The following is a 15,672-nucleotide window of genomic DNA, read 5'->3' as shown; positions in this document are numbered from 1 at the left end:
CGTTAAAACTATCTAACCGTGCCGCAAGATTGATTGTGGAGCGTATAATGGATAAAATAAATATAAGGGATAACTCGGTTTTTTAAAAGGAAGTGAATGTATGGCCAACGGAAGAAAGATTGCAGAGAGTGCAGCCTTATTGGCTGTTTTTTGTATTTTGGTGTTCCTGTCTATCCAGCTGCCTGTGCTTGGCACCCTCCTGCTGTTCATCCTGCCCCTCCCGTTCATTCTCGTGGCGGGCAAACATTCGTTAGGCTGGGCACTTGGTGTACTCGCTGCAGGCACCCTGGTATCAAGCATCATCGGCACACTGCTGTTCGCACCAGTGGCCCTCTTGTTTGGGGGAACTGGGGTTGTAATCGGATATCATATCCGCAAGGGAAGTTCATTCGGGACGATATATATCAGTTCGGTCTTGACCTTTTTAATCGGTTTTACAGGATTGTTTGTCTTCTCCATCGTGTTCCTCGAGCAGAATGTCCTCGAGGCCACTGTTGAAATGTTCAAGGACAGCCTTAAGCAGTCCTCACAGCTGCTGGAAGGGCTGGGGCAGAATCCTGATGAGGCAATGAAGAGGCTGAATGATAGCCTGGATATGCTCATGGTCCTTGCGCCAAGTCTGTTTGTGGTCACCTCTATGGTCATGGTGATCCTGATCCTGCTTGCAGTCACACCAATCATTAAGCGGCTGGGAAGAATTGGAATAAAATGGCCGCCAATACGCAATCTGCAGCTTCCAAAAAGCATTTTGTGGTATTATCTAATCGTATTGATACTCTCGTTTTTCATTGATGTAAGCCAGAAGGACACTATATATATGGTCATCGTGAATATCCTGTATGTATTGCAGCTGCTGCTGCTGCTTCAGGGGTATTCCCTCCTCTTTTTCTACAGCCGCCTAAAAGGTTGGCCAAAAGCCCTTACATGGTTTATAGTGATTTTATCGTTCCTGGTACCAATTTTCCATTATGCCGTGAGGATATTAGGTATAATGGACTTAGGATTTAAATTAAGAGAAACTCTCAGTAAGAAATAGCTTACCGAGTGATTCAAGCTTTTAGGAGCTGAAAAAATGCCGTCGTATTTTAAAAAACAGCAAAGACAATCCATCAGATATCCTCTCTATATCCTGATATTCGCTGTAGCTGCACTATTGGCTGTCCTCGCTTTTCATCAGTGGATCATTGCACTGGCAGCGACCGCTGTAATGGCAGTTCTGTTTTATATCGTCATCCGTTTAGAATATAAGATCAGCCGGGAAACGGAAGAATATATCTCGACTCTTTCCTACCGCCTGAAGAAGGTAGGCGAAGAAGCGCTTCTTGAGATGCCGATCGGTATCATGCTGATCAATGATGACTACTTTATCGAGTGGACCAATCCATACATGAGTTCTTGTTTTAATGAAGATACCCTTGTGGGCAGGTCTCTATATGATGTAGCGGATGTCCTTGTCCCGCTGATCAAGCAGGAAGTGGAATCGGAAACCATCACACTTGTAGACCGCAAATTCAGGGTCATTCATAAGCGGGAGGAACGATTGCTGTATTTCTTCGATGTGACCGAACAGGTTGAAATCGAAAAGCTTTACGAGGACGAGAGAACTGTCATCTCCATCATATTCCTGGATAATTATGATGATCTTACCCAGAACATGGATGATCATAGACGCAGCAGCATCAATTCCCTCGTGACTTCACTGCTGAACAGGTGGTCCCAGGAGAATGGCATCTTCTTGAAAAGGGTGTCAGCCGACAGGTTTATCGCGGTTTATAACGAACATATCATGGGGCATCTGGAAAAGAGTAAATTCTCGATTCTCGATGAGATCAGGGAAACAACCGCCAAGCAGAATGTACCCCTGACCCTGAGCATCGGGGTAGGATCAGGCGTTTCTTCGCTGCCGGAGCTGGGCATCCTTGCCCAGTCAAGCCTTGACCTGGCCTTAGGACGGGGCGGGGATCAGGTAGCCATCAAATTGAACAATGGAAAGGTGAAATTCTACGGAGGCAAAACCAACCCGATTGAAAAACGGACCAGGGTCCGCGCAAGGGTCATATCACATGCACTCCGTGATATCATCGTCGACAGCGACAAGGTCATTGTTATGGGGCATAAGTTCCCTGACCTCGATGCAGTGGGCTCATCCATAGGCATCCTGAAGATTGCCGGTATGAATCAGAGGGATGCATACAGTGTCATCAATTTCAATGAGCTCGAAACAGGTGTGGAGAGACTCCTTGAGGAGACAAAGCAGACGCCGGACCTGTTTGAGCGCTTCATCAGTCCGGAGGAAGCGTATGAAATGATTACGGAAGAAACACTTCTTGTTGTGGTGGATACACATAAGCCGTCCATGCTCATCGATGAGAAGCTCCTGAACCGTTTTGATAAGGTAGTCGTCATCGACCATCATCGCCGCGGCGAAGAATTCATTGCCAATTCCCTGCTGGTTTATATGGAGCCATATGCGTCATCCACTGCAGAGCTTGTGACCGAGCTGCTTGAGTATCAGCCGAAGCGCGGCAAGATCGAAATGCTGGAGGCTACGGCCCTGCTTGCGGGCATCATTGTCGATACCAAAAGCTTTACACTCCGGACAGGCGCCAGGACCTTTGACGCCGCTTCCTATCTAAGGGCGCATGGAGCTGATACCGTACTCGTCCAGAAATTCCTCAAGGAAAGTGTAGAAACCTATATCAAGCGTGCAAAACTTATAGAATCCGTCTCCTTTTATCGTGACGGCATTGCCATCGCCAAGAGCAGCACCGATCAGATGAACAATCAGGTTATGATTGCACAGGCTGCCGACACACTCCTGACCATGGACGGTGTCACGGCGTCATTTGTCATCTCTAGAAGGGATGAGGATGTGGTCGGAATCAGCGCCAGATCGCTTGGGGATATCAATGTCCAGGTGATCATGGAAGCATTGGAAGGCGGCGGCCACCTGACGAATGCTGCCACCCAGCTTGCCGATATTTCAATAGAAGAAGCAGAAACGAGATTAATTGAGGCAATTGACGAATATTTAGAAGGGGGAAGTAAGGAATGAAAGTAATTTTTCTCAAAGACGTTAAAGGAAAAGGGAAAAAAGGGGAAGTCAAAAACGTAGCGGATGGCTATGCGCAAAATTTCCTGCTGAAGCAGGGACTTGCCGTGGAAGCGACTAACTCCGCGGTAGCCACATTGAACGGGCAGAAGAAAAAAGAAGAAAAAGCTGCTGAAAACCAGCTGCAGGAAGCGATCGAACTGAAGGAAAAGATCGAGAAGCTGACTGTGGAATTGACAGCTAAATCCGGAGAGGGCGGCAGGCTGTTCGGATCGATTACAAGCAAGCAGATCGCCGAAGAACTTCTGAAAAAGCATAAAATCAAAATCGATAAAAGGAAAATCGAGCTTGAGGACGGAATCAGAACTCTCGGGCATACGAAAGTTCCGGTCAAACTGCACAACGAAGTAACAGCCACTTTGACAGTTGCCGTTAAAGAACAGAAATAATTGGACCGTGAAATACCGGCCTAAAAATGATAAAATGTGATGAGGCTTTATCTACTTGAAGCTTCATCACATTTTTTTTGACACTATTGCTATTTTCCTATTCTATTACAAACATATACAAAGCCGGAATAAAAAGGGGGGCAAAAAGTTTTGAATGAATTATACACAGACCGGATTCCTCCGCAGAATATAGAAGCTGAACAGGCTGTCCTTGGCGCCATTTTCCTCGAACCTTCTTCACTTACGCTGGCATCTGAAGTATTGATCCCCGAGGATTTCTACCGGAATGCCCATCAAAAGATTTTTGATGTAATGCTCAGGCTGAGTGATTCAGGTAAGCCGGTCGATCTTGTTACCGTTACGGAAGACCTGCAGGCATCCAAGCAACTGGAGGATGTAGGCGGGGTATCCTATTTGAGCGAACTGGCAGGATCAGTGCCCACTGCAGCGAATATTGAGTACTATGCCCGCATAGTGGAAGAAAAATCCCTTCTCCGCAGACTGATCCGTACAGCGACCACAATCGCCCAGGATGGCTATGCCCGTGAGGATGAAGTGGAAAATCTTCTCGGAGAAGCAGAAAAAAACATCATGGAAGTGGCCAATCGGAAAAATTCCGGTGCCTTCCAGAATATCAAGGATGTACTCGTCAAAGCATATGACAATATTGAGCTCCTTCACAACCGTGTCGGAGATATAACAGGGATTCCAACCGGATTTTCAGAGCTTGATAGAATGACTGCGGGATTCCAGCGGAATGATTTGATCATCGTCGCCGCCCGTCCATCGGTAGGTAAGACAGCCTTCGCTTTGAACATCGCCCAGAATGTGGCCACCAAGGCAGGAGAGAACGTGGCCATATTCTCCCTGGAGATGGGAGCGGAGCAGCTGGTCATGCGTATGCTCTGTGCCGAAGGCAATATCAACGCGCAAAACCTGCGTACAGGCTCTTTGACAGATGAAGACTGGCGCAAACTTACGATGGCGATGGGAAGCCTTTCAAACAGCGGCATTTTCATTGACGATACACCAGGCGTGCGGATCAGTGAAATCCGTTCTAAATGCCGCCGGCTCAAACAGGAGCACGGCCTTGGGATGATCCTGATCGATTATCTCCAATTGATCCAGGGTAACGGCCGCTCAGGCGAGAACCGTCAGCAGGAAGTATCTGAGATATCACGTTCCCTTAAAGCCCTTGCCCGTGAGCTGCAAGTCCCGGTCATTGCCCTGTCACAGCTTTCCCGTGGAGTGGAACAGCGCCAGGACAAGCGCCCGATGATGTCAGATATCCGTGAATCAGGAAGTATCGAGCAGGATGCGGATATCGTAGCCTTCTTATACCGCGATGATTATTATGACAAAGAAAGTGAAAATAAAAACATTATTGAAATCATCATTGCCAAACAGCGTAACGGCCCGGTTGGTACCGTCTCCCTTGCGTTTGTTAAGGAGTATAATAAATTCGTAAACCTGGAACGCAGATTTGATGATGCTGCCGTACCACCAGGGGCATGAATCACCGCACCAGCTTCGGCTGGTGCTTTTTATTTCTCTTTTTATAACCTGATACATAGATTGGTCAGGATAGCCTAAAAATAAAAAGGCATTTCATTATGGCTATTTGAGAAGAAGGTTGATTACCACTCCGGTGTGCTCCATTGGAGCGGGGCGGCCGCTTGGCCTCCTCGTCTTCGACTGAGCGGTCTCACCTGTCCCGCTAGTCCGCAGGAGTCCCGCTCCTTCCGCTCCAATCACCATGGTTTAAAAATATGAATTCCTCTAGAAATATAAAAAAATATACTTCTTGCTATGAAGACATGAAAAAGGTAAATAGCGAACGAAGATTAATAAATAAAATAAAATGTTCGGTTTTTGTTTGACTGACACGTTGTTTTCCTGATAAAATGAACGTGTTTGACAGGCAGCTGATAAAAAACAGCTGAACGTAAATTTGGAGGTGCTTGTAAGAATGTCTTCAGTAGTTGTGGTTGGAACCCAGTGGGGTGACGAGGGAAAAGGTAAAATAACAGACTTTCTATCAGAAAATGCAGAGGCGATTGCTCGTTACCAGGGTGGTAACAATGCAGGTCATACTATAAAATTCAACGGCGAAACATATAAGCTGCATTTAATTCCATCAGGCATATTCTATAGTGATAAAATCTGTGTGATCGGCAACGGAATGGTCGTAGATCCGAAGGCTCTTGTAAAAGAACTGGCCTATCTCCATGAACGCGGCATCACAACTGACAATCTGCGCATCAGCAACCGTGCCCATGTAATTCTCCCATATCATCTGAAGCTTGATGAAGTGGAGGAAGAGCGGAAAGGGGCCAATAAGATCGGAACGACTAAAAAAGGCATCGGTCCTGCTTACATGGACAAAGCTGCACGAAACGGAATCAGAATTTCAGACTTATTAGAACGGGATACATTCGAAGAAAAACTGGCGAGGAATCTTGAAGAAAAGAACCGTCTGCTGGAACGTTTCTATGAGACGAACGGGTTCACGATTGAAGAGATTCTGGATGAATACTATGAGTATGGACAGCAAATCAAGCAATATGTGTGTGATACATCCGTCGTACTGGACGATGCTCTGGATGCCGGCAAGCGTGTTCTATTTGAAGGGGCGCAGGGTGTTATGCTCGATATCGACCAGGGTACCTATCCATTCGTAACTTCCTCGAATCCTGTGGCCGGCGGAGTGACCATCGGTTCAGGTGTGGGGCCGACTAAGATCAACCATGTTGTCGGTGTCTGCAAAGCTTACACCTCACGGGTAGGAGACGGGCCATTCCCGACTGAACTAGATAATGAAATCGGCCATCAGATCCGCGAAGTGGGCCGTGAATACGGAACAACTACCGGACGCCCGCGCCGTGTCGGCTGGTTCGACTCTGTAGTCGTGCGCCATGCCCGCCGTGTAAGCGGGTTGACTGATCTATCCCTGAATTCAATCGATGTACTGACAGGAATTGAAACGCTTAAAATCTGCGTAGCTTACAGCCACAAGGGCAAAGTAATGGAAGAATACCCGGCAAGCCTTAAAATCCTTGCGGAAAGCGAGCCTGTATACGAAGAGCTTCCAGGCTGGACAGAAGACATCACAGGCTGCAAATCCCTGGATGATCTCCCGGAAAATGCCCGCCACTACGTAGAACGTGTTTCACAGCTCGTAGGTGTGCCTCTTTCCATGTTCTCAGTAGGACCTGACCGCACCCAGACAAACATAGTCAGAAGCCCATGGAGACTGGTTTAAATTAAATCCAGAGGGGCTGTCCCATAAGGGTCCGCCGCCCGGTCTCAATACGGGCGGCGAACCTAAATTTCGGGGCAGCTCTTTTTGCATTTATTGAGGGATCGCATGGCAATTGCCATTATACTAAAAAAGTTTGTAAGAGAAGAAAAACAAAAGAAATCAGCTTTAAATATTTTTTTAGAAAAGTAGTTGCTATCAATTGCTTTTATATGCTACTATTAAAAACGTCGCTGAAACATATTTGTTGCTTAGCGAAATTAGTTAAGAGCCATTAGCTCAGCCGGTAGAGCATCTGACTTTTAATCAGAGGGTCGAAGGTTCGAATCCTTCATGGCTCACCATTTATGGCCCCTTGGTCAAGCGGTTAAGACACCGCCCTTTCACGGCGGTAACACGGGTTCGAATCCCGTAGGGGTCATTTCATTTTTGCTTCCATACATAAGCAGTAATAGAAACTTAAAAGCTAATAAGGTCCCGTGGTGTAGCGACGAGCAAATCACCACCTAATAAACAGCGAGTGGTCTCGACGCATAAGCTTCTTTGGAATACTGGAAGAGGAAGAGACAGTTAACCCGCAGTAATTCAGAGCATGAAGAAAATTTTATATATTAATAAGGTCCCGTGGTGTAGCGACGAGCAAATCACCACCGAATAAACAGCGAGTTGTCTCGACGCATAAGCTTCCTTGGAATACTGGAAGAGGAAGAGACAGTTAACCCGCAGTGATTCAGGGCATGTAGAAAATTTTATATTTTAATAAGGTCCCGTGGTGTAGCGGTTAACATGCCTGCCTGTCACGCAGGAGATCGCGGGTTCGATTCCCGTCGGGACCGCCATTTTTAACACAACATAATCTAAGGGTTGTGATAAGCGAAAAGTTCGAGGAAGCGACTGAGCGAACACCGGAGCGTATGCATATGCGTGAGGATGTGAGTGAAGGAGCTGACGAAGAAATTTGAAGCTTAGCGCAAGCCGTAATACGGCTCAGTAGCTCAGTCGGTAGAGCACGTACGAATAAACTACCGGGAAAGTGCTTCAGCACACAAATCGAGCCGCTGCTTGCATAAACTTCCTGAGATTTGTGTGAAGGTTATTAACCTCACTTAAAGAAGGAAATAAACATTTTAATACGGCTCAGTAGCTCAGTCGGTAGAGCAAAGGACTGAAAATCCTTGTGTCGGCGGTTCGATTCCGTCCTGAGCCATCCTTTAAAAAGCGCCCCTGCGGCGCTTTTTTATTGTAATTTTTTGTTATGTCATTATCGTTTTCCTGCTAACTAAATTCGCTGCCTTAATCTGAAAATATAAACATTGAGCTTTTAAATCATTGCATTTAGCAGGCATCGTTCTCCGCTTTTAATTGCGGGAGCAGCGGGACAGGTGAGACCCCGAAGGCGACGAGGAGGCTCACCGCCCGCACCCGCCGAAAGGGAGCGTCTGGAGAGGAAATCAACGTTCTTGTTCAACAGTCAAAAGTTTGCAAAAACAGTGTAAAAGATAAATCTGGAAACCATCCCATGGGAAATTAAGACTCTACTTAAAGAGCTCTTCCAGCAAAATGACGCTGAGTATACAGTTATATTACAAAAGTGTTACTTTGGACCTATTAGTTATTAAGATATGTTAAGTTCTTAATTGGTCTTAATAAAAAGATATTTTAATAAAGCATAGGTGACGAAAAACCTGACAGCTTTTTTGTACAGGAGGTTTAGTGATTCGTGAATAGAGCCAAAAGCTTCAATAAATATACAGAACATCTCATACAGAAGGTTTTGATCTTTACTGTTATTTTGATAATGGGGACCTTCCATTCAGCTGCTGCATTTGGACCGCTGCTGCCGACTATTTATAAGGTTTACTATAAAGATACATATCTCGGTAAAGTATCCGATAAGAAAAACATTAAGGATGCCGTGAAGGAACGGGTAGAGGCAGCCGAAAGTGAATATCCGGGCTACTCTTTTTCAATGAAAAAAGATATCAAGATAAAGTCGGAGACGGTGCTTTTTCCAAAGACGGATGATAAAAAAGTAGTGAAGAAAGTGGATGAGCTGCCGCTTGAAGCTAAATCTTATGCCTTAGAAGTGGATGGCGAAAAGGTCGCTTACCTGCCGGAAAAGAAAGAGGCTGAGGAGACGATTGATGAGCTGAAAACTCAGTATCTTTCTAAAGCAGAGAAGAAAAAAGTGGAAGCAGCGAAATCGGCTGAGCTGCCCCAGCTGTATATCCGGTTGAGTAAAAACGTAAGCATTTCCAGGGAAAAGGTTGATCCGTCCAAAATTGTAGAGCCAAAAGAAGCGCTGCATGCTTTGAATGAGGGAAAAACAGAGCAGAAAGAATACAAGGCAATGGCAGGGGAAAAGCCGGAAGTTATTGCAACAAAGCATCATATGCAGCTTGAGGAATTGACCGAGCTGAACCCCGAACTTAAGGATAGCAAAAAAATAAAGGACAATGGAGTCCTTAAAGTACTGAATCGAGTGCCGTATGTGGATGTTATTATCCAAAAGGAAGTATCGGAAACGAAAGAAATCCCAAATATCCGTAAGGTAGTGAAGAGCAGCGGCCTTCTTAAAGGAATGACGGAGGTTAAGCAGAAAGGGAAAAAGGGTGAAGAAAGAATACATTCCCTGGTGCTGCTTGAAAACGGTGTACAGATAGAGAAAAAGATTGAAACAGTAGAGGAAATTAAGAAGCCGGTCCCGACCATCATCGAAAAGGGGACAAAGGTCCTTCCATCCGTAGGCAGCGGGAAATTTACCTGGCCGGCAGTGGACGGGATTATCACAAGCAAGATGGGCGCACGCTGGGGCCGCATGCATAAAGGGATCGATATAGCCGGACCTTCAAACCGGACCATAAAAGCGAGTGATAATGGCGTTGTAAAGTTCGCAGGAATGAGCAGCGGCTACGGCAACAAAGTGATCATCGACCATCAAAACGGATATGAGACTCTATACGGCCACCTGGCTTCCATCTCCATAAAAGAAGGCGATGTGGTGGCAGCAGGAACCAAGATAGGGGTTATGGGGTCGACAGGAGATTCAACAGGAGTCCATCTTCATTTTGAAGTCAGGAAAAACGGAATCCTGAAAAATCCGCTGAACTATATAAACAATTAATCCTGACCCGTATAAGGGGCACAAATAAAACAGTGTCCTTTATACGGTTTTTTTTATTTTCTTAAAGAAACACCGGGTCATTTACGTCCGTTTAACAGTAAACGCCTTCCAATCAATTATAAAAGATGATTTAAGTGCTATATCATGATAAATTATAGTAGAGAACATATGTCTGATAGAAAGCGGTAAACATGATACTAAAACATAGATTAACTATATTCGAGATTGATATAAAGGAGCAATATCATGGATAAAAAAATCCTCGTGGTTGATGATGAAAAGCCGATTGCAGATATTTTACAATTCAATTTAAAAAAAGAGGGCTACGAAGTCCAGTGCGCGTATGACGGAAATGATGCAGTCAAGATGGTCGAGGAAATCCAGCCGGACCTCATCCTCCTTGATATCATGCTGCCTGGCCGTGACGGCATGGAAGTCTGCCGTGAAGTCCGCAAAAAACATGATATTCCCATTATCATGCTTACGGCAAAAGACTCTGAGATCGATAAGGTCCTGGGTCTTGAGCTAGGGGCTGACGATTATGTCACAAAGCCATTCAGCACAAGAGAGATCATTGCAAGGGTAAAGGCGAACCTGAGACGCCAGCAGGCAGCTCCTGCGCCGGACCAGATTGAGGACGATTCTAAAGAAATAGCGGTAGGTTCCCTTATTATCCATCCGGATGCCTATATTGCATCAAAGCGCGGAGACACCATTGAACTGACGCACAGGGAGTTCGAGCTGCTTCACTATCTGGCTAAGCATATCGGCCAGGTTATGACGCGGGAGCATCTGCTTCAGACTGTCTGGGGCTATGATTATTACGGTGATGTCCGCACGGTGGATGTGACGGTAAGGCGATTGCGGGAAAAAATTGAAGACAATCCAAGCCATCCGGCATGGATTGTGACCAGACGCGGAGTAGGATACTACCTGCGCAACCCTGAACAGGAGTAGTCGTGAATGAAAAAGGTAGGATTTTTTAGATCTATCCATCTTAAATTTGTCTTAATTTATGTACTGCTCATTCTTGTTGCCATGCAGATCATTGCCGTCTATTTTGTGGACGGGCTCGAGGATAAGCTCAGGGCAAATTTCGAAAGCTCTTTGAAGCAGCAGGTAAATATTCTATCTTTCAGTATTGAAGAAGAGATGGTGAAGGAACGGGATAAAAATTCTGCCACATTGGAAGAAGAGATCAATCAGCTGCTCCGGGACAATAAAGCCGGCGATATCCAGGAAATCCAGGTAATCGACAGCGGCAGCAAGATCATCGGTACATCCAAGGCGGATGATGGAGACGGCATTGTAGGAAGAAGGAGCACCAATAATCTGGTGAAGCTTTCCCTGCTGGGGACAGAGCAGAGCAGTGTGCAGGTTGTTAAGAAAACAGGAAAGCGGATCTGGGTATTATCCTCTCCCATTAAATCACGGGGAGAGACCATCGGGGCGATTTACTTAAAGGCAGATATTGAATCAGTATTCGAGCAAATCAAGGAAATCAATAAAATCTTCACAACTGGAACAGCGATTGCGCTGGGAATCACAGCCATCCTCGGCATCCTGCTGGCGCAGACCATTACCCGTCCGATGTCGGACATGAGAAGGCAGGCCCTGGCGATGGCCAAAGGGAACTTCTCACGGAAGGTTAAGGTTTACGGGTATGATGAAATCGGCCAGCTTGCCATCACGTTCAATAACCTGACGAAAAAGCTTCAGGATGCACAGTCATCCACAGAAGGTGAGCGGAGAAAGCTTGCGTCCGTGCTCTCCTACATGACTGACGGTGTTATAGCGACCGACAGGAAGGGCCGGATCATCCTGATCAATGAACAGGCTGCAAAGATGCTGAATGTTTCACGTGAAACAGTTATTTCCCAGGACATCGTACCGTTGTTGGACCTTGAAGATCAATATACATTCGAAGGGCTGCTGGAGGAGACGGAGTCGGTTATCCTCGATAACAGCACCACCGCAAAGGATTTGATCCTGCGCGCGAATTTTTCAGTCATCCAGCGTGAGACCGGATTTGTGAACGGTCTGATTGCTGTGCTTCATGATATCACCGAGCAGGAAAAGGTGGAGGAAGAACGCAGGGAGTTTGTCGCAAACGTATCACACGAGCTGCGGACCCCGCTTACGACCATGCGGAGCTATTTAGAGGCATTAACCGAGGGAGCATGGCGGGATGAAAGCATTGCGCCGAACTTCCTCAAGGTCACCCAAAAGGAGACCGAGCGGATGATCCGCCTTGTAAATGACCTTCTGCAGCTTTCCAAGCTCGACAGCAAGGATTATAAGATTACGAAGGATTGGGTGGATTTCACTGAATTCTTTCACCACATCATTGACCGGTTTGAAATGTCGAAGGACCAGAATGTCTCCTTTGTCCGTCAACTGCCTGATAAAGCCATTTTTGTCGAGATTGATGAGGATAAGATCACCCAGATCATAGACAATATCATTTCAAATGCCTTGAAGTACTCGCCAGAGGGCGGGCAGATCCGCTTCAGGGTGCGTGAGCTTGAAGGCGAAATAGAAATCAGCATCAAGGACCAGGGCATGGGTATACCTAAGGATAATGTCGTGAAGGTATTTGAGCGGTTTTACCGCGTCGACCGGGCAAGGTCCAGAAAACTTGGCGGCACAGGCCTTGGTCTTGCCATAGCCAAGGAAATGGTCACAGCGCATGAAGGCAAGATCTGGGCCGAGAGTGAAGAAGGCAAGGGAACAGCTATCTTCTTCACCCTGCCTTATAATCCGGATCAAGAGGATGAATGGGCATGAGGGTCGAGAAGTATAAAAGCATAATCCTTTCCCTGCTGGTTTTGGTCAGCATCTTTCTTACCTGGAGAATTTGGTCCTATCAGCCTGATTATGAAGAATCAAGAGATCAAAGCAGCCAATATATACAGGTCACCACTAAAGACAAACAGGAAGTCGAAGGTATCATAAGGCCGACTGAAGTTATCTATCATAAAAACAATCAGCATTATGTCACCTCAAGCGAGCTTGAGATCAGCAAGGTGATGAAGGAAATCACGAAATGGTCTTATGCTAATTTTTATGATATATCCAGTCAGGTTTCTGAAGATGAATTTCTGGATTTTGTCCATGGTGACGGAAAGACCGAAATCATCTTTCCGGAGAAGGTCCCTCTTTATCTATATAATTCCGTCTTGCAGATAGAGGAAAGAAATCTTCCAAAAGGGAGCTTTGACCGCATCATCTTCAATGTAAACAGCAAACGGAATAACCAGGTGTATGTGTACTTTATTTCGTATGCGGACCGGAAGATTTATCAATGCAGAGTCAATTCAGACAATATCGACAGATTTGAGCAGAATACCTACCGGTTTGCCTCTGCACTCTACGGGGATAGTGCCTATGAGAAGCATATCATCGCCAAAGGACGTGCTGTTTTCCTTCCAGGAAAGAATCTGAGCGTTCCGCGCTTTACTTATAAAACGTTAGATTTGGAAATCGAGAGGTTCAAGAGTACACTCTTTAATGACCCCAACTACGTCAAAAAAACACGGGTGACAAGAGGGGAAGAATATACCGAAGAATTTACAGACGGCTTCAGGCTCCTGAACATTTACTGGGATACGATGACCATGTCCTATGTGAATCCAACCAAGGAGACCAGTTATGATGGAAGCCCGTCCCAGCTCATCCGCAACAGCCTTGAATTCGTAAACGAGCATGCAGGCTGGGATGACAGCTACCGGTATGCCGGCTTTAATCCGCTTGACCAGAAGATCACATACCGGATGTATATTAATGGAATGCCGGTCTTTAATGAATCCGGCATGTCTGAAATCGTCCAATTCTGGGGACAGGAGAACGTCTTTCAATATTCCCGTCCCATCTTCACACTCGATTTCCCTATTCCCATCGACGATGCCAAGGTGAAAATGCCTGGCGGGAGCGAAGTCCTGCAGGAACTGCAGGCTGTCAAGAATATCAAGAGTGAGCTGATCCAGGATATAAAAATTGGGTATGAACTTAAGCGTAATACTGAGGCTGATAATCTGGTGGGCCTTGAACCTGCCTGGTATTACCGATATGCCGGTGTATGGAAGAAAGTTCCTTTCGGCAAGCCGGGAGGCGATATTATTGGATTGGAACAAAACTAAGACCATTTTTATCATAGTCTTTTTAATTCTGGATGCCTTCCTGCTGTATCAATATATTGATAAACGCAGCTCGCTGGACTATGATTATGCAACAGAGCCGGATTTTCAGGACAGGCTGAAGGAAAACGGCATCAATGTGAACGCCGTTCCGACAGATGCTCATAGTGAAAAATATATCATTGCCAAAAGCAAGGTATTCAAGAAAGAAGATTTCTCATCCTTAAAAACACAGAAGATGACGATCAATGATGGATCTTCTGTATATGCGACCCTGAAGGTGTCTTATAAGCTCAGTGATCCTAAGAGTGCCGATGAAGCAGAGAAATTCGTCCGTGAAAATGTCCTGAACGGGGATGAGTACAGATTCTGGAATTATTCGGCTAAGGATAACACCATTCTCATGTCCCAGACTTATAACCGGAAGGTCATTTATCTGAATGACAGCGGCCAGCTGAAGCTGTTCCTGAACAAGCAGAACCAGATTTATGCATACAGCCAGACATTCCTGAGCAATATTGAGGAATTCAAGGAAAAGGAAGAAATCATCTCGGCCATGAAAGCGGTCGAAACGCTCTTTAACAAAGGAAAACTGCCGGAAAAAAGCAAAATTACAAAGGTTACCCTTGGATATTATACGGTTGTGCCGGTCAAGACAGCTTCACAGGTGCTGACGCCAACCTGGCATATTACCGTTGACGATAATAATGATTTCTTTGTCAATGCGATTGAAGGCCAGATCTTTCAAGTGTCATCTGATGAAGAAAAATTGGAGTGAAGAAGATATGTCAATGCATTTTAGTGTTCTCGCGAGCGGGAGTACGGGAAATGCGATATTTGTAGAAGCGGACGGACAGTCATTTTTAGTGGATGCGGGCCTGAGCGGAAAGCAGATGGATCTCTTATTCAAGCAGATCGGAAAAGATCCATCCGAGCTCTCCGGCCTTCTTGTGACCCATGAACACAGCGATCACATCAAGGGACTCGGCATCCTTGCGAGAAAATACAAGCTCCCGGTCTATGCCAATGCCAAGACCTGGGCAGCAATGGAGCGAAATATCGGCGAGGTGCCTCTCGATCAGAAATTCACCTTTGACATGGAAACGGTGAAAAGCTTCGGGGGCCTCGATATTGAATCATTCGGCGTTTCGCATGACGCCGCCGAGCCGATGTTTTATGTGTTCCATCACGGCGGCAAGAAGCTGGTGCTGATTACGGATACAGGCTATGTGAGCGACCGGATGAAGGGCATCATCTCCAATGCGGATATGTATGTATTTGAAAGCAATCATGACGTGCAGATGCTCCGCATGGGAAGATATCCCTGGAATACAAAACGCCGGATCCTGAGCGATGTCGGGCATGTATCGAACGAAGATGCCGCCATTGCCATGAGTGAAGTGGCGGGCGACAACACGAAACGGATTTACCTTGCCCATCTGAGCCTCGACAACAATATGAAGGATCTGGCCCGGATGTCGGTGGCCCAGACGCTTGAGATGAGGGGAATCAGAGTAGGGGAGCAATTTGAATTATATGATACTGACTGCAAGGTTCCGACTGAGCTGATTAGTGTATAAAAGGAATGGGGGAGAAATCCTTCATTCTTTTTTGTATTTAGCCAGGTGCGGGGCTTTATGTTAGAATTTTGC

The 15,672-nt window shown here is 46.0% G+C and carries 11 protein-coding genes and 4 tRNA genes; all 15 read left to right on the top strand.

All coding sequences use genetic code 11. The features are described 5' to 3' along the window. Nucleotides 1-100 precede the first annotated feature (100 nt). The 15 genes from V1501_RS21280 (at nucleotide 101) to V1501_RS21210 (ending at nucleotide 15,600) form a co-directional block, all read left to right on the top strand. Entirely contained in the window at nucleotides 101-1,036 is a 936-nt protein-coding gene (locus tag V1501_RS21280; protein ID WP_409290860.1) for a YybS family protein, read from the top strand. 36 nt (nucleotides 1,037-1,072) lie between these two features. Continuing rightward, on the top strand, nucleotides 1,073-3,055 hold the full coding sequence (locus V1501_RS21275; protein ID WP_409290859.1) for a DHH family phosphoesterase: 1,983 nt from the start codon (nucleotides 1,073-1,075) through the stop codon (nucleotides 3,053-3,055). Then, nucleotides 3,052-3,501 (top strand): 50S ribosomal protein L9, encoded by a 450-nt coding sequence (gene rplI, locus V1501_RS21270; RefSeq protein ID WP_409290858.1) that lies wholly within the window; start codon nucleotides 3,052-3,054, stop codon nucleotides 3,499-3,501. The genes V1501_RS21275 and rplI overlap by 4 nt, the downstream gene beginning before the upstream one ends. A gap of 150 nt (nucleotides 3,502-3,651) precedes the next feature. Then, nucleotides 3,652-5,016, top strand: coding sequence for a replicative DNA helicase (gene dnaB, locus V1501_RS21265; RefSeq protein ID WP_409290857.1), 1,365 nt, complete (start codon nucleotides 3,652-3,654; stop codon nucleotides 5,014-5,016). A gap of 454 nt (nucleotides 5,017-5,470) precedes the next feature. After that, a complete protein-coding gene (locus tag V1501_RS21260; RefSeq protein ID WP_409290856.1) occupies nucleotides 5,471-6,763 on the top strand; it encodes an adenylosuccinate synthase in 1,293 nt (430 codons plus the stop codon). Between the two features lie 265 nt (nucleotides 6,764-7,028). Continuing rightward, a tRNA-Lys gene (locus tag V1501_RS21255) sits at nucleotides 7,029-7,104 on the top strand. Nucleotides 7,105-7,109: 5 nt separating this feature from the next. Next, nucleotides 7,110-7,181, top strand: a tRNA-Glu gene (locus tag V1501_RS21250). Nucleotides 7,182-7,523: 342 nt separating this feature from the next. Then, a tRNA-Asp gene (locus V1501_RS21245) sits at nucleotides 7,524-7,599 on the top strand. Between the two features lie 295 nt (nucleotides 7,600-7,894). Continuing rightward, nucleotides 7,895-7,967, top strand: a tRNA-Phe gene (locus V1501_RS21240). Nucleotides 7,968-8,480: 513 nt separating this feature from the next. Further along, on the top strand, nucleotides 8,481-9,884 hold the full coding sequence (locus V1501_RS21235) for a peptidoglycan DD-metalloendopeptidase family protein (RefSeq protein WP_409290855.1): 1,404 nt from the start codon (nucleotides 8,481-8,483) through the stop codon (nucleotides 9,882-9,884). A 246-nt stretch (nucleotides 9,885-10,130) separates the two neighbouring features. Next, the gene (gene yycF / locus V1501_RS21230) at nucleotides 10,131-10,841 is read left to right on the top strand and encodes a response regulator YycF (RefSeq protein ID WP_409290854.1); all 711 of its coding nucleotides are present in this window, start codon (nucleotides 10,131-10,133) and stop codon (nucleotides 10,839-10,841) included. 6 nt (nucleotides 10,842-10,847) lie between these two features. Beyond that, the gene (walK, locus tag V1501_RS21225; RefSeq protein WP_409290853.1) at nucleotides 10,848-12,671 is read left to right on the top strand and encodes a cell wall metabolism sensor histidine kinase WalK; all 1,824 of its coding nucleotides are present in this window, start codon (nucleotides 10,848-10,850) and stop codon (nucleotides 12,669-12,671) included. Continuing rightward, entirely contained in the window at nucleotides 12,668-14,023 is a 1,356-nt protein-coding gene (locus tag V1501_RS21220; RefSeq protein WP_409290852.1) for a YycH family regulatory protein, read from the top strand. Before walK ends, V1501_RS21220 begins: the two co-directional genes overlap by 4 nt. Beyond that, the gene (locus V1501_RS21215; protein ID WP_409290851.1) at nucleotides 14,004-14,798 is read left to right on the top strand and encodes a two-component system regulatory protein YycI; all 795 of its coding nucleotides are present in this window, start codon (nucleotides 14,004-14,006) and stop codon (nucleotides 14,796-14,798) included. The genes V1501_RS21220 and V1501_RS21215 overlap by 20 nt, the downstream gene beginning before the upstream one ends. Nucleotides 14,799-14,805: 7 nt before the next feature. Further along, nucleotides 14,806-15,600, top strand: a complete 795-nt coding sequence (locus V1501_RS21210) for an MBL fold metallo-hydrolase (RefSeq protein WP_409290850.1) — start codon at nucleotides 14,806-14,808, stop codon at nucleotides 15,598-15,600. The last annotated feature ends 72 nt before the right edge of the window (nucleotides 15,601-15,672 follow it).

Source organism: Paraperibacillus esterisolvens, from assembly GCF_046237625.1.
GTDB lineage: Bacteria > Bacillota > Bacilli > Bacillales > DSM-1321 > Paraperibacillus > Paraperibacillus esterisolvens.
This window is presented reverse-complemented; position numbering and strand designations above follow the sequence as displayed.

Coding starts and splice junctions, on each gene's coding strand:
- V1501_RS21280 (WP_409290860.1), top strand. CDS start 101: ATGGCCAACGGAAGAAAGATTGCAGAGAGTGCAGCCTTATTGGCTGTT.
- V1501_RS21275 (WP_409290859.1), top strand. CDS start 1,073: ATGCCGTCGTATTTTAAAAAACAGCAAAGACAATCCATCAGATATCCT.
- rplI (WP_409290858.1), top strand. CDS start 3,052: ATGAAAGTAATTTTTCTCAAAGACGTTAAAGGAAAAGGGAAAAAAGGG.
- V1501_RS21260 (WP_409290856.1), top strand. CDS start 5,471: ATGTCTTCAGTAGTTGTGGTTGGAACCCAGTGGGGTGACGAGGGAAAA.
- yycF (WP_409290854.1), top strand. CDS start 10,131: ATGGATAAAAAAATCCTCGTGGTTGATGATGAAAAGCCGATTGCAGAT.
- walK (WP_409290853.1), top strand. CDS start 10,848: ATGAAAAAGGTAGGATTTTTTAGATCTATCCATCTTAAATTTGTCTTA.
- V1501_RS21220 (WP_409290852.1), top strand. CDS start 12,668: ATGAGGGTCGAGAAGTATAAAAGCATAATCCTTTCCCTGCTGGTTTTG.
- V1501_RS21210 (WP_409290850.1), top strand. CDS start 14,806: ATGTCAATGCATTTTAGTGTTCTCGCGAGCGGGAGTACGGGAAATGCG.